The 20,440-nt window shown below is 61.4% G+C and carries 25 protein-coding genes; 16 read left to right on the top strand and 9 right to left on the bottom strand.

Annotation, left to right across the window (positions count from 1 at the left end; translation table 11 throughout):
- Positions 1-242: 242 nt before the first annotated feature.
- From B0T39_RS09595 to B0T39_RS09575, 5 genes are all read left to right on the top strand, one after another.
- Positions 243-1,889, top strand: a complete 1,647-nt coding sequence (locus B0T39_RS09595; protein WP_081546066.1) for a CTP synthase — start codon at positions 243-245, stop codon at positions 1,887-1,889.
- Positions 1,886-2,737 (top strand): 3-deoxy-8-phosphooctulonate synthase, encoded by an 852-nt coding sequence (gene kdsA, locus B0T39_RS09590; RefSeq protein WP_081546064.1) that lies wholly within the window; start codon positions 1,886-1,888, stop codon positions 2,735-2,737. Before B0T39_RS09595 ends, kdsA begins: the two co-directional genes overlap by 4 nt.
- An 81-nt stretch (positions 2,738-2,818) precedes the next feature.
- Positions 2,819-4,102 (top strand): phosphopyruvate hydratase, encoded by a 1,284-nt coding sequence (gene eno, locus B0T39_RS09585; RefSeq protein ID WP_081546062.1) that lies wholly within the window; start codon positions 2,819-2,821, stop codon positions 4,100-4,102.
- Between the two features lie 4 nt (positions 4,103-4,106).
- Entirely contained in the window at positions 4,107-4,397 is a 291-nt protein-coding gene (gene ftsB, locus B0T39_RS09580; RefSeq protein WP_019103546.1) for a cell division protein FtsB, read from the top strand.
- A gap of 79 nt (positions 4,398-4,476) precedes the next feature.
- Complete coding sequence (locus B0T39_RS09575; protein WP_081546060.1) at positions 4,477-6,285, top strand: GGDEF domain-containing protein; 1,809 nt, start codon at positions 4,477-4,479, stop codon at positions 6,283-6,285.
- A 29-nt stretch (positions 6,286-6,314) separates the two neighbouring features.
- On the opposite strand, the gene B0T39_RS09570 is transcribed toward B0T39_RS09575, so the two are convergent.
- Positions 6,315-6,623, bottom strand: a complete 309-nt coding sequence (locus B0T39_RS09570) for an RnfH family protein (RefSeq protein WP_081546058.1) — start codon at positions 6,621-6,623, stop codon at positions 6,315-6,317.
- Positions 6,616-7,053 carry a type II toxin-antitoxin system RatA family toxin gene (locus B0T39_RS09565; RefSeq protein WP_081546056.1) on the bottom strand — a complete coding sequence of 146 codons (438 nt, stop codon included), beginning with the start codon at positions 7,051-7,053 and terminating at the stop codon, positions 6,616-6,618. Before B0T39_RS09565 ends, B0T39_RS09570 begins: the two co-directional genes overlap by 8 nt.
- 205 nt (positions 7,054-7,258) lie before the next feature.
- On the opposite strand from B0T39_RS09565, the gene smpB reads away from it, so the two are divergent.
- The 7 genes from smpB (at position 7,259) to B0T39_RS09530 (ending at position 12,413) form a co-directional block, all read left to right on the top strand.
- A complete protein-coding gene (gene smpB, locus B0T39_RS09560; protein WP_081546054.1) occupies positions 7,259-7,714 on the top strand; it encodes an SsrA-binding protein SmpB in 456 nt (151 codons plus the stop codon).
- Positions 7,714-8,067 (top strand): hypothetical protein, encoded by a 354-nt coding sequence (locus B0T39_RS09555; protein WP_081546052.1) that lies wholly within the window; start codon positions 7,714-7,716, stop codon positions 8,065-8,067. The genes smpB and B0T39_RS09555 overlap by 1 nt, the downstream gene beginning before the upstream one ends.
- 86 nt (positions 8,068-8,153) lie before the next feature.
- Positions 8,154-9,737 (top strand): glutamine-hydrolyzing GMP synthase, encoded by a 1,584-nt coding sequence (guaA, locus tag B0T39_RS09550; RefSeq protein WP_141111161.1) that lies wholly within the window; start codon positions 8,154-8,156, stop codon positions 9,735-9,737.
- A 242-nt stretch (positions 9,738-9,979) separates the two neighbouring features.
- The gene (locus tag B0T39_RS09545; protein ID WP_081546048.1) at positions 9,980-11,287 is read left to right on the top strand and encodes an MFS transporter; all 1,308 of its coding nucleotides are present in this window, start codon (positions 9,980-9,982) and stop codon (positions 11,285-11,287) included.
- Between the two features lie 137 nt (positions 11,288-11,424).
- Complete coding sequence (locus B0T39_RS09540; protein ID WP_019103538.1) at positions 11,425-11,742, top strand: DUF883 family protein; 318 nt, start codon at positions 11,425-11,427, stop codon at positions 11,740-11,742.
- Between the two features lie 3 nt (positions 11,743-11,745).
- A complete protein-coding gene (locus tag B0T39_RS09535) occupies positions 11,746-12,135 on the top strand; it encodes a phage holin family protein (RefSeq protein WP_081546046.1) in 390 nt (129 codons plus the stop codon).
- The gene (locus B0T39_RS09530; protein WP_081546044.1) at positions 12,132-12,413 is read left to right on the top strand and encodes a hypothetical protein; all 282 of its coding nucleotides are present in this window, start codon (positions 12,132-12,134) and stop codon (positions 12,411-12,413) included. The genes B0T39_RS09535 and B0T39_RS09530 overlap by 4 nt, the downstream gene beginning before the upstream one ends.
- Here the strand turns inward: B0T39_RS09530 and B0T39_RS25625 are convergent, their stop codons facing one another.
- The gene (locus tag B0T39_RS25625; RefSeq protein WP_176219530.1) at positions 12,414-13,394 is read right to left on the bottom strand and encodes a hypothetical protein; all 981 of its coding nucleotides are present in this window, start codon (positions 13,392-13,394) and stop codon (positions 12,414-12,416) included.
- Between the two features lie 71 nt (positions 13,395-13,465).
- On the opposite strand from B0T39_RS25625, the gene tadA reads away from it, so the two are divergent.
- From tadA to B0T39_RS09510, 3 genes are read left to right on the top strand one after another with little or no spacing between them, the layout of a single operon-like run.
- The gene (tadA, locus tag B0T39_RS09520) at positions 13,466-14,233 is read left to right on the top strand and encodes a tRNA adenosine(34) deaminase TadA (protein WP_081546040.1); all 768 of its coding nucleotides are present in this window, start codon (positions 13,466-13,468) and stop codon (positions 14,231-14,233) included.
- A 4-nt stretch (positions 14,234-14,237) separates the two neighbouring features.
- Complete coding sequence (locus tag B0T39_RS09515; RefSeq protein WP_081546037.1) at positions 14,238-14,894, top strand: L,D-transpeptidase; 657 nt, start codon at positions 14,238-14,240, stop codon at positions 14,892-14,894.
- On the top strand, positions 14,894-15,307 hold the full coding sequence (locus B0T39_RS09510) for a DUF2721 domain-containing protein (protein ID WP_019104308.1): 414 nt from the start codon (positions 14,894-14,896) through the stop codon (positions 15,305-15,307). Before B0T39_RS09515 ends, B0T39_RS09510 begins: the two co-directional genes overlap by 1 nt.
- Positions 15,308-15,452: 145 nt before the next feature.
- Here the strand turns inward: B0T39_RS09510 and B0T39_RS09505 are convergent, their stop codons facing one another.
- On the bottom strand, positions 15,453-16,205 hold the full coding sequence (locus B0T39_RS09505; RefSeq protein ID WP_081546035.1) for a class I SAM-dependent methyltransferase: 753 nt from the start codon (positions 16,203-16,205) through the stop codon (positions 15,453-15,455).
- Positions 16,206-16,719: 514 nt separating this feature from the next.
- On the opposite strand from B0T39_RS09505, the gene B0T39_RS09500 reads away from it, so the two are divergent.
- On the top strand, positions 16,720-17,736 hold the full coding sequence (locus B0T39_RS09500; protein ID WP_081546032.1) for a tyrosine-type recombinase/integrase: 1,017 nt from the start codon (positions 16,720-16,722) through the stop codon (positions 17,734-17,736).
- On the opposite strand, the gene B0T39_RS09495 is transcribed toward B0T39_RS09500, so the two are convergent.
- From B0T39_RS09495 to B0T39_RS09475, 5 genes are read right to left on the bottom strand one after another with little or no spacing between them, the layout of a single operon-like run.
- Complete coding sequence (locus tag B0T39_RS09495; RefSeq protein WP_081546030.1) at positions 17,733-18,104, bottom strand: hypothetical protein; 372 nt, start codon at positions 18,102-18,104, stop codon at positions 17,733-17,735. The genes B0T39_RS09500 and B0T39_RS09495 overlap by 4 nt on opposite strands.
- Entirely contained in the window at positions 18,101-18,415 is a 315-nt protein-coding gene (locus B0T39_RS09490) for a hypothetical protein (protein ID WP_081546028.1), read from the bottom strand. Before B0T39_RS09490 ends, B0T39_RS09495 begins: the two co-directional genes overlap by 4 nt.
- Positions 18,415-18,972 (bottom strand): hypothetical protein, encoded by a 558-nt coding sequence (locus B0T39_RS09485; RefSeq protein ID WP_081546026.1) that lies wholly within the window; start codon positions 18,970-18,972, stop codon positions 18,415-18,417. Before B0T39_RS09485 ends, B0T39_RS09490 begins: the two co-directional genes overlap by 1 nt.
- Positions 18,965-19,588 (bottom strand): hypothetical protein, encoded by a 624-nt coding sequence (locus B0T39_RS09480; RefSeq protein WP_081546024.1) that lies wholly within the window; start codon positions 19,586-19,588, stop codon positions 18,965-18,967. Before B0T39_RS09480 ends, B0T39_RS09485 begins: the two co-directional genes overlap by 8 nt.
- The gene (locus tag B0T39_RS09475) at positions 19,588-20,439 is read right to left on the bottom strand and encodes a DNA adenine methylase (RefSeq protein ID WP_081546022.1); all 852 of its coding nucleotides are present in this window, start codon (positions 20,437-20,439) and stop codon (positions 19,588-19,590) included. Before B0T39_RS09475 ends, B0T39_RS09480 begins: the two co-directional genes overlap by 1 nt.
- Position 20,440 lies beyond the last annotated feature (1 nt).

Genomic DNA, 20,440 nt, shown 5'->3' with positions numbered 1-20,440 from the left:
CCAGACACTCAAGCAGAAAACGCACCCTTTAAACAGCATGGGCGCGATCGTGTATGAAACAGTCGGCGGCAATTGTACCGTATTCGCCACAGAGATGCGAGCACTTATTTGCCAAACAGGCCGACGCAGCCGGCGGCCGACGCGAGCGGGCGGCGCAGCCGCTTGCAACAACATGGTTCGAAGCGATTCAAATCGCAACGATTTCAGGGTAGAATCCCGGATTCCCATAGAGCCGTAATCTCATGACCAAGTACATCTTCGTAACCGGCGGTGTGGTGTCCTCCCTGGGTAAGGGCATTGCCGCTGCGTCCATCGCCGCCATCCTCGAGTCTCGCGGGCTGAAAGTCACCATGCTGAAGCTCGATCCCTACATCAACGTTGATCCGGGCACCATGAGCCCGTTCCAGCACGGCGAGGTGTTCGTCACCGAAGACGGCGCGGAAACCGACCTCGATCTGGGCCACTACGAGCGCTTCATCCACGCGAAGATGAAGAAAAGCAACAACTTCACCACCGGCCAGGTGTACGAATCCGTGATCACCAAGGAGCGCCGCGGCGACTACCTGGGCGGCACCGTGCAGGTGATTCCGCACATCACCGACGAGATCAAGCTGAAGATGAACGAAGGCGCGGCCGACGCCGATGTCGCCATCGTCGAGATCGGCGGCACCGTGGGTGATATCGAATCGCTGCCCTTCCTGGAAGCCATCCGCCAGATGCGCTCCAACCTGGGCCGCAAGAACACTCTGTACGTGCACCTTTCCTACGTGCCCTACATCGCCACCGCCGGCGAGATCAAGACCAAGCCGACCCAGCACTCGGTGAAGGAGTTGCGCGAGATCGGCATCCAGCCGGACATTTTGCTGTGCCGGATGGACCGCGAGCTGCCGGAAGATGAAAAGCGCAAGATCGCGCTGTTCTGCAATGTGGAGGAAAACGCCGTGATCGGCTGTTACGACTCCGACTCCATCTACAAGGTGCCGGCCATGCTGCATGGACAAGGCATCGACAACATCATCGCCGAACACCTGCAACTGGATCTGCCCAAGGCGGACCTGACGGTATGGACTCGCATCATCGACGCGATCGAACACCCGGACCACAGCATCAACATCGCCATGGTCGGCAAATACGTTGACTTGACCGAGTCCTACAAGTCGCTGACCGAAGCGCTGAAGCACGCAGGCATCCACACCCGCACCAATGTAAACATCATCTACGTGGACTCCGAGGAAATCGAACGCGACGGCGCCGATTCGCTGAAGGACATGGACGCGATCCTGGTGCCGGGCGGCTTTGGCAAGCGCGGCGTGGAAGGCAAGATCAAAGCGGTCAAATTCGCCCGTGAAAACGATATCCCCTACATGGGCATCTGCCTGGGCATGCAGATCGCGCTGATCGAGTACGCTCGCGACGTGGCCGGCATGGCCGGTGCCAACTCCACTGAATTCGACCTCGACACCGATTTCCCCGTAGTGGCGCTGATCGACGAATGGGTCAACCACGACGGCAAGGTGGAAAAGCGCGACGAAAACTCCAATCTGGGCGGCACCATGCGCCTGGGGGGCCAGCAGTGCGACCTGGTTCCGGAGTCCCTGGCGGCCAAGATCTACGGCGGCGGCGAGATCGTAGAGCGTCATCGCCACCGCTACGAAGTCAACAACTACTATATTCCGCGCCTGGAACAGGCCGGCCTGACCATCAGCGGCCGCTCCGCCGGCCATGAGAAGCTGGTCGAAACCATAGAACTGGCCAAGCACCGCTGGTTCTTCGCCTGCCAGTTCCACCCGGAATTCACCTCGACTCCGCGCGACGGCCACCCGCTGTTCATCTCCTACGTGAAAGCGGCGCTGCAATACCAAGCGGACAAGCAAGGACCCAAGGCATGAAACTGTGCGGATTCGAAGTCGGCCTCAATCAGCCGCTGTTCCTGATCGCAGGCCCCTGCGTGATCGAGAGCGAACAGATGGCGCTGGACACCGCCGGTCAGCTCAAGGAAATCACCACAGAGCTGGGCATCAACTTCATCTACAAATCGAGCTACGATAAGGCCAACCGCTCCTCCGGTTCCTCCTTCCGAGGTTTCGGCATCGATGAAGGCCTGCGCATCCTCTCGGAAGTGAAACGCCAGATCGGCGTACCCGTGCTGACCGACGTGCACAGCGAAAATGAAATCGTGCAAGTCGCCAGCGTGGTCGACGTGTTGCAAACGCCCGCCTTCCTGTGCCGCCAAACCGACTTCATCCGCGCCGTCGCCCAGTGCGGCAAGCCGGTAAACATCAAGAAGGGCCAGTTCCTGGCTCCTGGCGACATGAAGAACGTGATCGACAAGGCCCGCGCCGCCGCGCAAGAGGCCAACCTCGAACCGGACAGCTTCATGGCCTGCGAACGCGGCGTGTCCTTCGGCTACAACAACCTCGTATCCGACATGCGTTCGCTGATGATCATGCGCGACACCCAGTGCCCGGTGGTTTACGACGCCACCCACTCGGTGCAGCTGCCCGGCGGCCAAGGCACCTCTTCCGGCGGCCAGCGCGAATTCGTGCCGGTGCTGGCGCGCGCCGCGGTGGCGTCCGGCATCGCCGGCATCTTCATGGAAACCCATCCGGACCCGGCCTGCGCAATGTCCGACGGCCCCAACGCCTGGCCCTTGCCGCGCATGAAGGAACTGCTGACCACGCTCAAGGCGCTGGACGAGTTGGTCAAGCATAATCCTTTGCCGGAACACACCCTGTAACCGGCAGGCGCAGATCGCAACCGGCTCCGGCCGGTTGCTTGCCCTCCGCCCGAACACAACCAGCCTTTGAAGGAAATGTAAATGAGTTCGATCATCGATGTGGTAGCTCGTGAGATTCTGGATTCGCGCGGCAATCCGACCGTGGAAGCAGACGTATTGCTGGAGTCCGGCGTCATGGGCCGCGCGGCGGTGCCCAGCGGCGCCTCCACCGGCGAAAAAGAAGCGCTGGAACTGCGCGACGGCGATAAAAGCCGCTATCTGGGCAAGGGCGTGTTGAAGGCGGTGGAAAACATCAACACCGAAATCTGCGAAGCCATCATCGGCCTCGACGCCAGCGACCAGGCCTTCATCGACAAGACCCTGATCGAGCTGGACGGCACCGAAACCAAATCCCGCCTCGGCGCCAACGCGCTCTTGGCCGTGTCCATGGCGGTGGCCCGCGCCGCAGCCGAAGACGCAGGCCTGCCGCTGTACCGCTATCTGGGCGGCGCAGGCCCGATGGCCCTGCCGGTTCCGATGATGAATGTGATCAACGGCGGCGCCCACGCCAACAACACCCTGGACATCCAGGAATTCATGATCATGCCGGTGGGCGCGCAAACCTTCCGCGAAGCGCTGCGCTGCGGCGCTGAAATCTTCCACAGCCTGAAGAAGATTTGCGATCAAAAAGGCTACGCCACCACCGTGGGCGACGAAGGCGGCTTCGCGCCCAACCTGAATAGCCATGAAGACGCGATCAAACTGATCCTGGAAGCCATCGACGCCGCCGGCTACGTGGCCGGCCAGGACGTGATGCTGGCGCTGGACTGCGCCTCCTCCGAATTCTACAAGGACGGCAAGTACCACCTGACCGCCGAAGGCTTGCAGCTCACTTCCGAGCAGTTCACCGACTACCTGGAAACCCTGGTCAACAACTACCCGATCCTGTCGATCGAAGACGGCATGAGCGAGCACGACTGGGACGGCTGGAAGCTGCTGACCGAGCGCCTGGGCTCCCGCGTGCAGATCGTCGGCGACGACCTGTTCGTCACCAACCCCAAGATCCTGGCCAAGGGCATCGAAGGCGGCCTAGCCAACTCGCTGCTGGTCAAGGTCAACCAGATCGGCACGCTGTCGGAAACGCTGAAAGCGGTTGATCTCGCCAAGCGTTCCCGCTATACCAGCGTTATGAGCCATCGCTCTGGCGAAACCGAAGACAGCACCATCGCGGATCTGGCCGTTGCCACCAACTGCATGCAGATCAAGACCGGCTCGCTGTCTCGCTCCGACCGCATGGCAAAATACAATCAGTTGCTGCGCATCGAAGAAGAACTGGGCGACGCCGCCTACTACCCGGGCAAAGCTGCCTTTTACCACCTGAAGTAATCGTATGCGCTGGCTGACCCTGACTCTGGTGACAGTAATACTGGCCTTGCAATGGCCGTTGTGGTTTGGAAAAGGTAGCTGGCTCAGAGTCTGGCAGCTGGACAAGCAACTACAGGAACAGCGGGCGACCACCCAAAAGCTGGTGGCCCGCAACGCCGCGCTGGACGCGGAAGTGCGTGATTTGAAACAGGGGACGGACGCCATTGAGGAGAGAGCCCGCAATGAACTTGGCATGATTCGGAATGGTGAAGTATTTTTCCAATTGCTGGATCCGGTGAAGCCAACGCCTCGCTAAATATCCGCCCGGACCGCACTGTAGAGCTGAACAGACAACAAGAATGACGTCCGGTCTAAAAAAGTCCAAGGTTTGGGCAATGACAACACAAAACCCCATCGAAGTCGCACGAGAAACGCTCAAACAGCTGACGGTGCGCAAGCTGTTGCCGACGCCGGAAAACTTTGAGCGGGTCTATCACGAGCTGACGCAAACGCCGGTCGATCGCGACAACAAGCTTGCCGTGTTGTTGCTGCGCGCACTGGAAACTTTGCCCCAGGAAAGCGTGCAGGCCAAAGTCACTCTTACCCGCCTCAAGCAAGTCTGCGACGAAAATCGCTGGGAACAAGCACCACAACTGATCATCGACTTTCTGCGCGCCTCTCTCAGCGCCAGTCAGCAGCAGCATAGTTGGGGCACGCTGATCCAAAATCTGATCCGAAACTGGGATCTGCGGCTGCCCAATATGCCGCAGCACCACAAGCAGTCCACGCTGGAACGGGTGCTGATCAATTACGGCAACCAACCGGACGAATTGAACCAGAAACTGGCCACGCTGATCCAGAACTGGACTCAGTCCGCGCCGCCGTCCAACAGCAACGGCGCGGCAAGCTCCGACCCTCCCGTTCCGGCAGCCGGCCTCGACGAAGACGGCGCCGACGCGCCCAGCGACAGCTGGCTGGCCTGGCAACGCACGCTGAGCTTCGCGCTTAAGCACGGCCTGGAGCCGCGCCTGATCAACTATCCGGAATTGGTGGACGCGCTGGAGGCTTTGCTGGGCGAACTGAATCAGGTGGCCGATGACGCCACGCTCAACGCCTACATGCCCAAGCTGCGGGCCTTCATGATCAAGCTGGAGCTGCAATCGCAGCAAGACGACCGCTTGGTGTCGGCGATGACCAACCTGCTGCGTCTGCTGCTGGAAAACATCGCCGAGCTCAACCACACGGACATCTACCTGGTGGGCCAGGTTCATTCGCTGCAGGACATCCTCAGCCATGAGCCGCTGTCCATGCAGCAAGTCTACCAAATGGAGTCCAGTCTCAAGGACGTAATCCGCAAGCAAGGCCAACTGAAAACCTCGCTGGACGAGGCGGCCAGCTCGCTGCGCTCCTTGCTGGACCGCTTCATCTCGCGCTTGGCGATGATGACGGACAGCACCGACGACTTCCAGAACAAGATCAAGGACCACAGCACCCGCATCAAACAGTCGCAGAACGTCGAGGAGCTTGGCAGCATCATCGGCTCCCTAATGGAAGACACCTCGCTGATGCAACTGGACCTGACCCGCTCCCGCGACGAACTGTTGTCCGCCAAGGAGCAGGTGGAAGCCGCCGAACAAAGAATCGCCGAACTGGAGACCGCGCTGGAGGCCGCCAGCGCCAAGGTACGCGAAGATCAGTTGACCGGCGCCTTCAACCGTCGCGGCCTGGCGGAGCATTTCCAGCGCGAAATCAGCCGCGCGGAGCGCACTGGCGCGCCGCTATCGGTCGCCCTGCTCGACGTGGACAACTTCAAGCAACTGAACGACAAATACGGCCACCTGGCCGGCGACGACGCCTTGAAATACCTGGTGGACACCATCAAGCACAGCCTGCGCCCGGCCGACATCGTCGCCCGCTTCGGCGGTGAGGAATTCGTGATCCTGATGCCGGACACGCCGGAAGAAGAAGCCGTCGCCACCGTGCAGCGGCTGCAGCGTGAACTCACCAAGACCTTTTTCTTGGCCAACAACGACCGCCTGCTGATCACCTTCAGCGCCGGCGTGGCCAAATGGCATTTGGGCGAGCAAGAGGCCGACGTGCTGGAACGCGCCGACCAAGCCATGTATCAAGCCAAACTCAACGGCAAGAACCGCGTGCACTCGGCGGAGGAGCAGCCGCCGTCTCTGATGGCGCCGCAGCTATAAACCGCGTTTAGACATCCTCTCGGCGGCGGCTAGCTTCCGCCGCCTTTTTTCGTCTGTTTTCCGGCCTCGGCGCGTTGACGCCGCACCGTCTTGGGGTCGGCGATCAAGGGTCGGTAAATCTCCACCCTGTCGTGCTCGCGCAGCGGCGCATCGTCTTTGACCGCCTTGCCGAAAACACCCAGCTTCAAACTCTCCGCCGCCGATTCTGGGAGGCGCGCCAGCAAGCCGGACAGCTCCACCGCCTGACGCGCCGTTGTGCCTGGCGCCACCCGCAAAACCACCAGTTCCTGACGCTCTGACAGCGCCAACGCCACTTCCACCTGCAAAGCTTCAGTCATCGCCGTACACCTTGTCCGCTTCCTTGATGAAGGCGTCCACCAGCGTGCCTGAAATATGTCCGAACACAGGGCCGATGATCATTTCCAGTATCTTGCTGGAAAACTGATAGCTGAGCCGGAACTCCACCTTGCAGCCGATCTCGCCCAGAGGCATGAAACGCCAGCGCCCCTCCAAATGCTCGAACGGACCATCCACCAACTCCATCAGAATGGCCTCGCCCGCTTGATTGGTGTTGCGAGTGGTGAAGTGCTGCTTCACCTTCAGGTAATCGATGTGCAAGCTGGCCACCACCTGATCGCCCTCGCGCGACAACACCTCGGCCTTGCCGCACCAGGGCAGGAACCGGCTGTAATGCTCGATATCATCCACCAGCGCAAACATCTGCGCCGGCGTATGCGCCACCAACACGCTTTTTTCAACCACCTGCATCCATCGCTCGCTTATCGTCTCCGCTGCCCCGTCCCTGGCCGGGAAATCGTCGGCATCGGTAAAAACCGCAAGTTTAACAAAATCCGGCGCGCCCTACCCGGCCGCATCCCGGCTTCACGCCAAAGCGCTGTGTTTTCATGGCTTTGGCAAGCGGCCCGCTTCTGATACAATAGAGGATTCATTCAAAAAACATCCCGTAGGCGACATGAGCATCATCCAGAACCGCAAGGCCTTCCACGACTACTTCATCGAGGAAAAGCTCGAAGCCGGGCTCGTGCTGGAAGGTTGGGAGGTCAAGGCCATCCGCGCCGGCCGCGTCCAACTGAAGGAAAGCTACGTGGATTGGAAAAACGGCGCGTTCTGGCTGATCGGCTGCCACATCACGCCGCTGCAATCCGCGTCCACCCACGTCAAAGCCGATCCGGTGCGTCCGCGCAAACTGTTGCTGTCCCAAGAGCAGATCAACCGCTTCATCGGCAAGGTGGAACGCGCCGGCTACACCATGATGGCGCTGGACCTGCACTACACTCGCGGCAACATCAAGGTGGAAGTGGGGCTGGCCAAAGGCAAGAAGCTGCACGACAAGCGCGACACGGAAAAAGACCGCGAATGGCAGCGCGAGAAGCAGCGCTTCATGAAAAACCAGCGTGGAGCCGCCTGATGAACCGCAGCGCGGCTTTGCCCATCGTGCTGATTTGCCTGGGATCGGTCTGGTTCCTGAAAAGCACCTCGCTGCTGCCCAACACATCCACCCTGCTCGCCTTGCTCCTAGCCGCCGCCGGAGTCTTGCTGTTCGTCGTGGACGGTTTCAACAAATCCACCCTGGTCACCAGCCCGCTGCTGGTCTACGCCGGCGGCGCGATCTATCTCTACGACAATCTGGGCCTGCGCCCCAGCCATCTGCTGTCCTTCGGCATGATCGTCGCCGGCCTGCTGATGCTGCTGGCCCGCAGCGAGCACGTGCCGGAACGCAGCCGCCGGTTCCGGCTGCCGTCGAGGGACGGCGAACAATGAAATCAGGCCTGGGCCGCCGCGCGCTCAGTCTCCTGCGACACAATCTCAATCATCATGGCCGCACGGCCCACAACATTTCCTGAAGGATAGGCATGGACAAAGTCCTCATTCTCGATTTCGGCTCTCAAGTCACCCAACTGATTGCCCGCCGCGTACGCGAAGCTCACGTTTACTGTGAGCTTCATTCGTTTGACATGCCGCTGGAAGAAATCCGCGCCTTCGCGCCCAAAGCCATCATCCTCTCCGGCGGCCCGAACTCGGTGTACGAATCCGACTACCAGGCCGATCCGGCGCTGTTCGAACTTGGCGTTCCCGTGCTGGGCATCTGCTACGGCATGCAGTTCATGGCCCAGACCTTCGGCGGCAAAGTGGAAGCCGGCGACAAGCGCGAGTTCGGCTACGCCCAGATCAAGGCTCGCCACCACTCCAAGCTGCTGGAAGGCCTGCAAGATCAGGTGGACGACGCCGGCAACGGCTACCTCGACGTCTGGATGAGCCATGGCGACAAGGTCACCGGCCTGCCGCCGGGCTTCAACCTCATCGCCGAAACCCCGTCCTGCCCGATCGCAGCCATGGCTGACGAAAGCCGCGGCCTCTACGGCGTGCAGTTCCATCCGGAAGTGACCCACACCAAACGCGGCACCGAAATGATTCATCGTTTCGTGCTGCACGTAGCCGGCTGCAAGCCCAGCTGGACCATGCCCAACTACATCGACGAAGCGGTGAAGAAGATCCGCGAACAAGTGGGCGATGAAGAAGTCATCCTCGGACTGTCCGGCGGCGTGGACTCCTCGGTAGCCGCTGCGCTAATCCATCGCGCCATCGGTCCGCAACTGACCTGCGTCTTTGTCGACCACGGCCTGCTGCGCCTGAATGAAGGCAAGATGGTGATGGAAATGTTCGCGCAGAACCTGGGCGTGAAAGTGGTTCACGTGCAGGCGGAAGCCGACTTCATGAGCAAGCTCGCCGGCGAGAGCGATCCGGAGAAGAAGCGCAAGATAATAGGCGCGGAATTCATCGAAGTGTTCGACCGCGAATCCGGCAAACTCAGCAACGCCAAATGGCTGGCTCAAGGCACCATCTACCCGGATGTGATCGAATCCGCCGGCGCCAAGACCAAGAAAGCCCACACCATCAAGAGCCACCACAATGTGGGCGGCCTGCCGGAAGACATGAACCTCAAGCTGCTGGAGCCGCTGCGCGAGCTGTTCAAGGACGAAGTGCGCCAGTTGGGCGTCGCGCTCGGTCTACCGCACGACATGGTCTACCGCCACCCCTTCCCGGGCCCGGGCCTGGGCGTGCGCATCCTTGGCGAAGTGAAGAAAGAATACGCCGACCTGCTGCGCCAGGCCGACGCCATCTTCATCGAAGAACTGCGCAATACCGTGGACGAGAAGACCGGCAAGAACTGGTACGAGCTGACCAGCCAGGCCTTCGCCGTGTTCCTGCCGGTGAAATCGGTGGGCGTGATGGGCGACGGCCGCACTTACGATTACGTCGTCGCGCTGCGCGCCGTGGTCACCAGCGACTTCATGACCGCCCACTGGGCGGAGCTGCCATACAGCCTGCTGGGCCGCGCGTCCAACCGCATCATCAACGAGGTAAAGGGCATCAACCGCGTGGTCTACGACGTGTCGGGCAAGCCGCCGGCAACGATTGAGTGGGAATAAACGCCCTTCTATCAACCCCGGCCCGGCGCCGGGGTTTTTTCTTGCCCGCGCCCGCCTTAATTTATGCCGTTAAAATGCAATTGACTATCGCCACATTTCCCGACACGCGCTAAACTGGCGGCATGTTTGCCATACCGCCATATTCGCATTGCCTTAAGCAGATCCGAGCCCCCCGACTAGCCGCCGTCGGCGCGCATTGAATCCGACTCCAGCCTCTCCTCCGCCGCCATCCCAAAACCCTCATGAACGCCATCTCCACGCCTGCCTCCGCACTTTCACGCACCGACTACCGCACCCTGGGACTGGCCGCATTGGGCGGCGCGCTAGAAATCTACGACTTCATCGTCTTCGCCTTCTTCGCGGCCACGCTCAGCCACCTGTTCTTCCCGCCGCAGGTGCCGGAATGGCTGCGCTTGCTGCAAACCTTCGGTATTTTCGCCACTGGCTATCTGGCTCGCCCGCTGGGCGGCATGCTGATGGCTCACTTTGCAGACCGCCTGGGTCGCAAGCGCATGTTCAGTCTCAGCATGCTGATGATGGCCGGCCCTTGTCTGCTGATCGGCCTGCTGCCCACCTACGCCCAAATCGGCTATCTGGCGCCGCTGATGCTCTTATGCCTGCGGCTGCTGCAAGGCGCGGCGGTGGGCGGCGAGGTGCCCAGCGCCTGGACCTTTGTCGCCGAACACGCGCCGGCGCGCCATCGCGGCTACGCGCTGGGCCTGTTGCAAGCCGGCCTGACCATGGGCTATCTGCTGGGCGCGCTGACCGCCACCCTGCTGGCCGAAGTCTTCAGCCCTCAGCAAATGCAGGACTACGCCTGGCGGATCCCGTTCCTGCTCGGCGGCCCGCTCGGCCTGTTCGGCGTCTGGCTTCGCCGCTGGCTGAATGAAACGCCGGTGTTCCTGTCCCTGCGCTCTCAGCGGCAGGAGCGCACCTACCCGTTGTTGGAAGTGCTGCGCTCGCACCGGAGCACTCTACTGCCGGCCGCGCTGCTGACCTGCGTGCTGACCTCGGCCGTAGTGATCCCGGTCGTGGTCACGCCCACTTTTCTGCAACAACACTTCGCCTGGCCGGCCAAGGACGCCTTCGCGCTAGGCAGCCTCGGCATCGTGTTTCTGAACATCGGCTGCGTGATCGCCGGCCGTATCACAGACCGCGTCGGCCCGTTGCGCAGCCTGATCCTCTACAGCCTGCTGCTGCCCGTGGGCGTCGGCCTGCTCTACGCCAGCCTGATCGGCGGCTGGCGCTGGCCCGGCGTCGCCTACGCCGTCGCAGGCCTGTGCTGCGGCATCGTCGGCGTGGTGCCCTCGGCGATGATCAGTCTGTTTCCCGCAGATATCCGCGTCTCCGGCATCGCCGTCACCTACAACATCGCCTATTCGCTATGGGCTAGCGCCGCGCCGCTGCTGCTGATCGCCGCCGCCCCTTGGAGCCCTTGGGTCTCAGCCTGGTTCAGCCTGGCCATGGGCGGCGTGGGCCTGTTCGCAGCCAGCCGCTTCCGCGCGCCTCGCGTTCCACATTGGGAAAACGTAGCCTACAGCCGGATTTGACGCAGGCGAAACCGGTGAAATCCAGTGTTTGACGTCATTGGCCCAGCCTGATAGGTTCATGGTAGCCAGCTTGATTGCTGCACCGCGAGAGTCGTGCCCTCGCGGAGTTCCCATTTCACTTTCACCAGGAGATCTTTATGTCCAATGCCGCTGCAATCGCCAAGGAAAAAGAACAATTACTGGATGACGTGCGCCAGGTTCTGGTCAGCACCGAAGAGCTGATCGACGCCTCGCTGGACGACGGCAGCCAGAAAAGCAAGGAAATCCGCCAGCGCGTCAGCGAGAAACTAAAAGTGGCCAAGGCCAAGTTGCTGGACGCCGAACAAGTGGTGGTCGGCAAGGCCAAGGTCGCCGCCAAGGCGACAGACCAATACGTGCATGAAAACCCGTGGAAATCGATCGGCATCGCCGCCGGCGTCGCCTTCCTGCTGGGCATGCTGGTTTCCCGCCGCTAAGGCATGCCGCAACGCCAACCCCCGCCCCGTCCCGGCAGCCTGCGCTCCTTCGCCGGCGGGGTGGTTTCCCTACTGCTGACCCGAGCGGAGTTGCTGTCGCTTGAAGCCCAGGAGCTGAAAGACGACATCATCGGCAGCCTGTTCACCGGCATGCTGGCGCTGATTCTCATCGCCGTAGGCCTGACGGCCGGGCTACTGTTGGTCTGGACGCTGACTCCGCCGGCTCAGCGTGCCTGGGTCCTCGCCGCCTGCGCGCTGTTGTTCTGCGGCGCCGGCGCCTGGCTGGGCTTACGCCTGCGCCAACGCCTTCGCGACCAAGGACCGGCCTTCGCCACCACTGTGGAGGAAGTGCGCAAGGACTGGGCGGCCTTGGGTGGAGGAGACGCTCCGTGAACCCAAGGGACCGCGCCATCAAGAAACAGTTGCTGGTGATGAAGGGCGAAGCGCTCAGAGTGAAACTGCGCCTGGAATTGGGCACTCTGCGGCGCCATCCTCTAGGCGTAGCCGGGGAAGGTCTGAAAGCCTGGAGCCGGCAGCGCGGCCTCGGCAAAATTCTGGCCACGCTTGGCAGCCTGCTGCCACCCGGCGGACGACTGCAATCCTGGCTTGGCAACGGCGCGCGGCTATGGGCGCTGTGGCAACTGGGACGCCGGCTCTGGCGCAACCGCTGATCAAGCCTGGACGTTCACGCCCGCGCCGGCCTCCGCCTCAACGTGGACCTGGACGTCCATTTCTCCGTTCTCCGCGATTTCCCCTGTCGCCAGCATCTTCTCGATACCGGCCATATCCTTGTCCATCTCCTTGATCATCTTCCGGAGTTCCTGATCCGCTTGCAGCTGGCGCGTCTGCTGCTTGAGCCAGTTTTGCAGCTGCTTCAGCTTCATCATGATGTCCTGAATCACAGGGTCTCCCGCCACCGGATTGCCGCCGGAAAGCGGATTGCCGCCCCTCGTCCGCGGCGCGGCGCCATCGTCGCGAGCCACGCCTCCCGCGTTCTTGTCGCCGTTGGCGACAGCCGCGTCGCCGTGCGCGCCGGCGGCCGAGGACGCTTCCCCCGCCCCGTCCTTAGCCTGCCGCGTCTCATCCTCCGCCGCGGCGGCTTGAGCCTGAACCTGGGCCGCGGCCCCGGACGCGTCTCCGCCGGCGTCCGCCGGCTCGGGCACGGCCGCATCCGATGCGGCCGCGCTTGCCGCCGCCGCATCGCCGCCCACGCTCACCGACATCATGGAATCGGCTGCGTTTTGCGTCATGCTGGCCACTAACTGTTTCAACTCCTTGACCGCGCGAGCCAGTTCCGCCGCCAACGCTTTCAAGCTTGCCTTGTCTCGGCCCGCCATCTGCGCCATCTTCAGCAGCATGTCCACCTTCTTCTTCAGCATCTCCTTTTGCATGCCATCCACTTCGGGCGAACGCTTGGGCAATGGCCGCAAAGTCACTTTCAATTGCTGCATGAATTTACCCAAGCTTTGCTGCAAAGAGGATTGCAACTGCTGACGCGCCTGTTGCGCCGGACTAGTCGGCCAGGGAGAGGGATTTTCGACGGCAGCCCGGACCTGCGCGGACTCGGCGGCGGAAGCTTGCGTCGCGCCGCCGGCAGGCCGCTTGGCCTGAGAGAGCGCATAAGAGGCTGAGTAGGGCTTTATCACGGACATATAAGAAAAAACCTATGGTTATGACATTCTATCGACCGTGTAAGGGATTTCTTTACGCTAAAATCGACATCATGCAAGACAAACCCGTCCCGCCCGCAGAAACCATCGCGAGCAGCTCGCCGCTGGCCTCGCCTCCTCTGCCGCCCGCGGCCATCGCCTGGCTCGCCGAAATCGGCATTATCGACACAGACGCCCTGCGACAACGCGGCTCCGTCCTGGCTTTCTTGCAATTGAAAAGCCTCGGACGCACCGCCACCCGCAAACTGCTGTTCGCGCTGGAAGCCGCCTGCCGCGGCATTCATTGGAACCAGCTTGAGGACGAGGCTAAAGACGCCTTGCTGCGACAGCTCGCCGCGCACCCACCCGTGGCCGCCCCGCCGTCCGACTCCGAAATCGCCCGCCATCTGACCCAAGCCCTGGAACTGGCCGCCCAAGCCGGCCTGGAAGGCGAGATTCCGGTGGGCGCAGTGGTTGTCCGACAAGGCGAAGTGATTGGACGCGGCTACAATCAACCTATAGGCCGACACGACCCCAGCGCCCACGCCGAAATCATGGCCATGCGCGACGCGGCCGGCCTGTTGGGCAATTACCGCCTGGACGGCTGCGATCTATACGTGACGCTGGAACCTTGCCTGATGTGCAGCGGTGCCATCATGCACGCTCGCATCGCTCGCGTGATTTACGGCGCGCCCGACGCCAAGACCGGCACCGCCGGCAGCGTGCTGGACGTTTTCGCCGACAGCCGTCTCAATCATCACGCCGCGGTGTTCGGCAAACAGCAAGCGGACGCCTGCGCGCAACCGTTGACGGCGTTTTTCCAAACCCGTCGGAAAGGCTGATGCCATGCTGCGACTGATGCTCGCCCTATCCCTGAGCGCGTCCGCTTTCGCCGTGGACATGGAAGATGACGCCTCGCTAATAATGGATCCGCTGGCGGCGGCTGCCTTCGCCGCTAGCCAGCAAACCGTCGCGCCCTTGCTGGACACCCACCCCAATCCTCGCCATTACGGCACGCCATGGATTCTGGTTGGCGTGCGCAGCCAGACCCTGCGCCGTTACGACGGCTGGGGACTGCTGCAGCGCGAATACCAAGTATCCACCGCGCGCAACGGCGTGGGAGAAGTTAGCGGCAGCTACCAGACGCCGCGCGGCTGGCACCGGGTCTGCGAGCGCATCGGCGCCGGCGTAGAGGCCAACACCATTATTTTTCGCCGTAAAGTGACGCCCTGGAAGTACACGTCGGAACTGCACGCTCAGTACCCGAACAAGGACTGGATCCTCACCCGCATCCTGTGGCTGTGCGGCGAAGAGCCGGGAAAGAACCAAGGCGGCGAGGTAGACAGCTATAATCGAGCCATTTACATTCACGGTGCCGGGGATCATGTGCCCTGGGGCACCCCCAGCTCCCTCGGCTGCGTCCGCATGAAAAACCCGGACGTAATCGAACTGTTCGACGCCACCGACAACGGCATTGATGTCCTGATTGATGAGAACGCCTGATGCATTCCGCGCTGACCCTGACCACGCCCGCCCTGCTGTTTCCCGCCATCTCCCTGCTGCTGCTGGCTTATACCAACCGCTTTCTCGGCCTGGCCGGCATCATTCGCAACCTGTATGAGGAGTACCGCGACAGCCAGGATCCAAAGATCCTGCGCCAGATCGGCAATTTGCGCACTCGCATCACCTTGATCAAATGGATGCAATGCCTGGGCATTGCCAGCCTGTTTCTATGCACCGTGGCGATGTTTCAGGTCTATACCGGCTGGCAAGCCTGGGGGGAACTGACTTTCGGCATCAGCTTGCTGTGCATGATCTGCTCGCTGGCGGTGTCCTTGATCGAGCTGCTGCGCTCGTCGGACGCGCTCAACATCCTGCTGTCCGATCTACAAGCGGAATACGACAAGCGGCGCTAAGAACCTGTTCAAAGCCTGCCACGCTGCGGCGGAATAGTTAGACAAGGGGTTGAAAACAACTTCGAAATGCTCATGCGCCGCTTGAACATTCCGCTTTCAGCTGTTTTCGCCTTGCCCCCTCTTGCTCGCGAAACCGTGAACGGCTTTACACTGGACGCCGTGCCACCAGCAGACTTAACGGCATACTGACTTGGCGTGCTTGCCCGCCATCGCCCCAAGCGCGGGCGATGCGGCCGGAGGCATCGTCCAGCACATGTTCACCCAAAGTCTGCTTGCACAGCTTGCTGGCGGAAAGCGTGTTGAGAAACCCTAGATATTGCTCCAGCGTCCAATCGCACCCAATCGCCAACTCCGGCGTTTCAAGCGTAGGCAGCGGGCAGCCCGCCGTGCTGTAGCCGTCCCACAGAATCTGGCAGCGGCTGGACCAGAACGGCTCGATGATGGAAGTCAAAATCGCCGCGGCGCGGTCCACCTCAGGGGAAACCCGGCATAGATGATAGCCCCAGGCGGCGAATACTCCGCCCGGCTTGAGCACTCTTCCCACCTCCGGCCAAAACGACGGGAAATGAAACCAGTGCAACGCCTGCGACACCGTGATCAGATCGAAAGCGGCGTCGTCAAAGGGCGTGACCTCGGCCGGACACTCCCGGTAATACACCTGATTATGCGCCTCGGCCTGGCCCAGTTGCGCGGAGCTGATATCGGTGGCGTCTACCCGCGCGAAGCTCTCCCCCAGCCTCACCGCGGTCTGGCCGTTGCCGGTCGCGCAGTCCCAGGCCCGTTCACGCTCGGGACACTGCGGCAACAACCACTGATACAAGGCCTCCGGATAAGCCGGACGAAACCGGGCATATAAATCCGAATACAGGCTGAAAGTAGCAACGGAATTGGATAGCATGTTTGCTCTCTACAATTGCTGTAGCTTTCCATTAGATGACAGCCTAGACCGTCATGTCCATTCGTCATAACAGACGTTCACAATATATTTCAGCCCAGCCGCATTCTCAAGCCGTCCGCGGCGCGGGTAAGGGAGCGAATTCAACGCGCCCACCGATAAAATGCTTATATCATAATCGACATGCAATCACCAGCCGTCGCGACGGCATCCGCAGCCAGGTTTTCAAAACGCACCGACAGAAATGAAACAGGCAGGAATGAAGAAACCAACAACTTGTGGCCGTCGGAAATGCAAAAAGCCCGCGTCAGCGGGCTAGTTGCAGTTCAGAAGCGGGATTGTGGTGCCGGTAAGAGGCCACGAACCGATATATTGCAAAACATTGCAAACCCGATTAAACCGCATAAATCCTTAGCCTTTGGGCTTCTCTACCTACCAAACTGCCTCTTGGTCCGTGGCGTAATCTTGCTTATTGGCGTAAATTCTAGCTAACAATTACGCCAAGGTTTACGCCACGATGGCCACATATAGAAAACGGGGGGACGCATGGCGCGCGGAGGTCACTAAGCGCGGCGTGCGGCGGTCTGCAACATTCGACACCAAGGCGCAGGCAGTGGCCTGGGCCACGCAGCTAGAAGCGGAGATATTGGGCGGCAAAATCCATGCCGTCAAGATGACGCGCACGCTTGCCGACGCAATGGAGAAGTATCGCGACGAGGTAACGCCGAGCAAAGGCGGAGCCAGGTGGGAGAAGATCCGCCTCGACAAGTTCATCCAGGAGTTGGATTTCATCGGTGTTCTGGTGGACCGCATCACAAGCGACAAGATCGGAGAATGGCGCGATTCGCGCTTGAAGGAAGTCTCGCCCAGCACAGTTAATCGCGAAATGAACTTGCTGTCGGCCGTGTTTGAGGAGTGCAGAAGGGAATGGAAGTGGTGTTCGGTCAACCCAATGCACGGCGTCCGCCGGCCGCAGGAGCCGCCGCCGCGGGAGCAGCGCGTCACCGATGAGATGGTCGACGCTCTTGTCGACGCCATGGGATACATCCGATGGGAAAAGCCAGAAAACAAAATACAGCGCGTGGCCATGGCCATGCTGTTTGCTATAGAGACCGGCATGCGCGCCGGCGAGATAGTTGGACTGACTGCGGATCGGGTTTTCTTGGAAAGACGGTATGTTCGGCTGGTGGAGACCAAGAACGGCGACGCTCGAAACGTGCCGCTCTCGACCGATGCAGCCCAGATTCTTGGGCTGCTAATGCCGGAGGAAGGGAAGAAGACGGGGGAGCCGGTGTTCGGCCTGACGAGCGCGATACTTGACGCGCTGTTTCGTAAGTACCGGGATAAGGCCAAGGTCGGATGCCCGGCGCTGGAGACTGTGCGTTTTCACGATACCCGGCATGAAGCGGTGTCGCGCCTTGCCCGTAAGCTCGACGTGCTCGACCTGGCCCGCATGATCGGGCACCGTGATATTCGCAGCCTGATGATCTACTACAACGAACACGCATCTGATATTGCTGCGCGCCTTGACTAAGCCGACTTGCGCCGGCGGCCGGCCGGGCGAGCCGCTGGCAGGGTGCCACGGTTTTTTCTGACCCATTCAATAACCTCATCCGCAAACCAGCGCTTTTGCCCGCTCTTGGCGCCGGTGGCCAGAATCGCATTAGGGAACCCGGGGCGCGCGACGACAGACTGCTTGATCGTGAATGCGGACAGGTCCAGCCACTCGGCGATATCGTCAGCAGACCAGATGGCAGGAGCGTTTCCCTTTTCGAGCGAGATCACCAGTGCGTCGATACGCTGCTCAAGGCGCTGCAATACTTCGTTGATGACGCCCTGGCGCTCGCCAATCTTGACCTCGCGGCCGATCAGCGCCGCGCCTTGTTCAACTGCAGTTTTCATTCGGGTTTACCTCCGCTTCTGCTGGCCACGAGCGCCTGCTTCCACGCCGGCCAGGTGTCGATTGTTTCGCCTGCCGGCCCAAGTTCTGCCATGAGCTGCTGAGCGTTCAGGTCAGCATTCGGCATGCCTTCTTTGCAGCTCGGGCAGTAGTAGGTGCCCAGGCCCGGCGCGTCCGGGTCTGGCACGAAATTGTCCGGCGGCTCACCGACGAAGACGGTGCCGCCCACCGGTTGAGTGTGGACGTGCGGGGCGTGGCCGTAATTCGGATACAGCGGGATTCCCTCTAGCCCGGCGCAGTGCTCGCACGCCATCACTCGCCCCCTTTCGCCTCGGCCACCAGGCGCGCGCCGGCCTCTTGAGTTGGAGCGGCCCGCAGTGCGCGCTCAGCCTGCTCCTTCATCCGGTCCAGAACGTCTATCTGGTGCTTCCAGTACAAGACGTTCTCCCCATCGACATGCATCTGCGTGAAACGGCAAGCATCGACGAATACTTGATGATGGCTCACGACGTCGAGCAGGCACTCCCGCGCGTCGTCCGGCACGCCTGTCGCTTGCTGAACTATCAAGGAATCCTTGACGGTTGCCGGCGGCGCGGTGGCGACCATGGCATCAAGCATTCGCTGAGGCAGGCCGTCGACACCGTTCGCCCGAACCAGCACTTTCACCGCGGCGCGATGCATGTCCTCGGTAATCGGCGACTTCACGAGGGCCCAACCCTCCGGAACGGCCGGATAGTTGGGGCTGGCCTCCTCGGCGGCTGCAATGGCAGAGCGAACCTTGGCCACATACTCGGCCGGCAGAAGCGGCAGCATGTCGTCTGCCAGTATCGAGCGCGCTACATCGAGCAGCTGCTTTTCCAGATCAGTCATGTTGCTTCTCCTCGCGCTTGAGAAAGACCCGCAGAGCCCACTCCGCTTTACCGGCTGGGCCGAGGGTGTGGCCAGGCTTGTCATCCGGCAGAGATTCCAATGCCTCCAGCGCATTGCACACCTCGTCGAAATTGTCGGAGTCGATCAGGTGAACGCGGCCTTCATCGCCTTGCCGCTCTTCGCTGTCGTCCAGGGCTATAGAGACGGCCTGCGCCAGAGCAATAAGGCTAAGCACTGGAGCGGTCCATTCCGCCGAAGTTGCCGGCTGAGGCGTGGCGTAGAGCGGAATTTCCTCGACGTCGTAGTGCTGGCGGATGTCTTCCAACAGTTCAGGCATCCAAGGATTCAGCTCTATGGAGTCAAGAATCACTTCGCCATTTGCTCGCCGGATGTACCGCCACGCCACCGGCTCGCCGGCCGGCTTCGTACTGCCGGCGGCGAGCAGGTCATGCAACTTGGAACGTGCCTCGTTTTCGTCGCGGAAACATTCGGCTGTGTATGATTTGCTGGTGCCGTAAAGCGACTCAACGTGGGCTTTTGCTGCTGCACGGGCATAGTCATCCGCCGCATCCAAGACCCGTTGCAGATCCATCGCGGTGTCGATTTGATGTTGCATCAAGCTATCTCCTTGAAAAGGTCGTTCTGATGTAGGGCCCGGCTGCATGCGGGGTTGAGCCATACGCATTCCGTCCTGACTGCTGTGCCGCGGCCTGCGCTGATCCTGCTGCCTGTCGTGTGCTGATCCCAACCGGCCAGGGTCTGCTCGTAGAGGTCAGACGGGTAGCCGCTCAGCACAACGTAGCCTTCCAGGCCCAGAAGCACGTCCAGCAGCTCGCGGTGATCGTCGTTGCTCATCTCGTGCCGGTAGCAGCCGGCCTTGCCGGATTGCATCACCCGTGTTTCGTGCAGATAGGGAGGGTCGACGAAGTGCAGCGTCTGCGGGCTATCGTGCTGGCGCATGACGTCAATCGCCGGCCCGGTTTCGATCATCACGCCGGCCAGGCGCTGGCCAACATCGGCGAGTTGATCCGGGTAGTAGGCCCACAAATGCTGCGCGGTGCCGTACTCGCGCCTGCTATCGATGCGGAACCCGGTCATGCCCTTGGTCGCGCCAGCAGAGCCGAAGCCCATCTGCGCGCGGATGGCCAGCCGACGCGCGCGCTCTACCGGTTCCTCCGTCGCCCCCCAGGCCTGTTCAAACTCGCTGCGGCTGTACGGTGTCAGGGTGACGGCCTCGATCAGCATCGCGCGCTGAAGAGGATTCCGCAGCACCCTGAAAAAGTTCGCCACGTCGCCGTCCAGGTCGTTGTAGATCTCGGCGTATGCGCGCGGCTTCTGGAGCAGTACGCCGGCCGCGCCGCCGAACGGCTCGACATAGCAGCGGTGCGGCGGGAAGAAGCCCATGATCCACGGCGCAAGCCTGAACTTCGCGCCGTGGTAGCGCAGCGCTGGGCGGGTGACTTGCATA

The sequence above is a fragment of the Chromobacterium haemolyticum genome, from assembly GCF_002081825.1.
Lineage (GTDB): Bacteria > Pseudomonadota > Gammaproteobacteria > Burkholderiales > Chromobacteriaceae > Chromobacterium > Chromobacterium fluminis.
This window is presented reverse-complemented; position numbering and strand designations above follow the sequence as displayed.

Excerpts from the sequence above, each read along its gene's own strand:
- B0T39_RS09595 (WP_081546066.1), top strand. The coding sequence starts at position 243 with ATGACCAAGTACATCTTCGTAACCGGCGGTGTGGTGTCCTCCCTGGGT.
- kdsA (WP_081546064.1), top strand. The coding sequence starts at position 1,886 with ATGAAACTGTGCGGATTCGAAGTCGGCCTCAATCAGCCGCTGTTCCTG.
- eno (WP_081546062.1), top strand. The coding sequence starts at position 2,819 with ATGAGTTCGATCATCGATGTGGTAGCTCGTGAGATTCTGGATTCGCGC.
- ftsB (WP_019103546.1), top strand. The coding sequence starts at position 4,107 with ATGCGCTGGCTGACCCTGACTCTGGTGACAGTAATACTGGCCTTGCAA.
- B0T39_RS09575 (WP_081546060.1), top strand. The coding sequence starts at position 4,477 with ATGACAACACAAAACCCCATCGAAGTCGCACGAGAAACGCTCAAACAG.
- B0T39_RS09570 (WP_081546058.1), bottom strand. The coding sequence starts at position 6,623 with ATGACTGAAGCTTTGCAGGTGGAAGTGGCGTTGGCGCTGTCAGAGCGT.
- B0T39_RS09565 (WP_081546056.1), bottom strand. The coding sequence starts at position 7,053 with ATGCAGGTGGTTGAAAAAAGCGTGTTGGTGGCGCATACGCCGGCGCAG.
- smpB (WP_081546054.1), top strand. The coding sequence starts at position 7,259 with ATGAGCATCATCCAGAACCGCAAGGCCTTCCACGACTACTTCATCGAG.
- B0T39_RS09555 (WP_081546052.1), top strand. The coding sequence starts at position 7,714 with ATGAACCGCAGCGCGGCTTTGCCCATCGTGCTGATTTGCCTGGGATCG.
- B0T39_RS09545 (WP_081546048.1), top strand. The coding sequence starts at position 9,980 with ATGAACGCCATCTCCACGCCTGCCTCCGCACTTTCACGCACCGACTAC.
- B0T39_RS09540 (WP_019103538.1), top strand. The coding sequence starts at position 11,425 with ATGTCCAATGCCGCTGCAATCGCCAAGGAAAAAGAACAATTACTGGAT.
- B0T39_RS09535 (WP_081546046.1), top strand. The coding sequence starts at position 11,746 with ATGCCGCAACGCCAACCCCCGCCCCGTCCCGGCAGCCTGCGCTCCTTC.
- B0T39_RS25625 (WP_176219530.1), bottom strand. The coding sequence starts at position 13,394 with ATGTCCGTGATAAAGCCCTACTCAGCCTCTTATGCGCTCTCTCAGGCC.
- tadA (WP_081546040.1), top strand. The coding sequence starts at position 13,466 with ATGCAAGACAAACCCGTCCCGCCCGCAGAAACCATCGCGAGCAGCTCG.
- B0T39_RS09515 (WP_081546037.1), top strand. The coding sequence starts at position 14,238 with ATGCTGCGACTGATGCTCGCCCTATCCCTGAGCGCGTCCGCTTTCGCC.
- B0T39_RS09510 (WP_019104308.1), top strand. The coding sequence starts at position 14,894 with ATGCATTCCGCGCTGACCCTGACCACGCCCGCCCTGCTGTTTCCCGCC.
- B0T39_RS09505 (WP_081546035.1), bottom strand. The coding sequence starts at position 16,205 with ATGCTATCCAATTCCGTTGCTACTTTCAGCCTGTATTCGGATTTATAT.
- B0T39_RS09500 (WP_081546032.1), top strand. The coding sequence starts at position 16,720 with ATGGCCACATATAGAAAACGGGGGGACGCATGGCGCGCGGAGGTCACT.
- B0T39_RS09495 (WP_081546030.1), bottom strand. The coding sequence starts at position 18,104 with ATGAAAACTGCAGTTGAACAAGGCGCGGCGCTGATCGGCCGCGAGGTC.
- B0T39_RS09490 (WP_081546028.1), bottom strand. The coding sequence starts at position 18,415 with ATGGCGTGCGAGCACTGCGCCGGGCTAGAGGGAATCCCGCTGTATCCG.
- B0T39_RS09485 (WP_081546026.1), bottom strand. The coding sequence starts at position 18,972 with ATGACTGATCTGGAAAAGCAGCTGCTCGATGTAGCGCGCTCGATACTG.
- B0T39_RS09480 (WP_081546024.1), bottom strand. The coding sequence starts at position 19,588 with ATGCAACATCAAATCGACACCGCGATGGATCTGCAACGGGTCTTGGAT.
- B0T39_RS09475 (WP_081546022.1), bottom strand. The coding sequence starts at position 20,439 with ATGCAAGTCACCCGCCCAGCGCTGCGCTACCACGGCGCGAAGTTCAGG.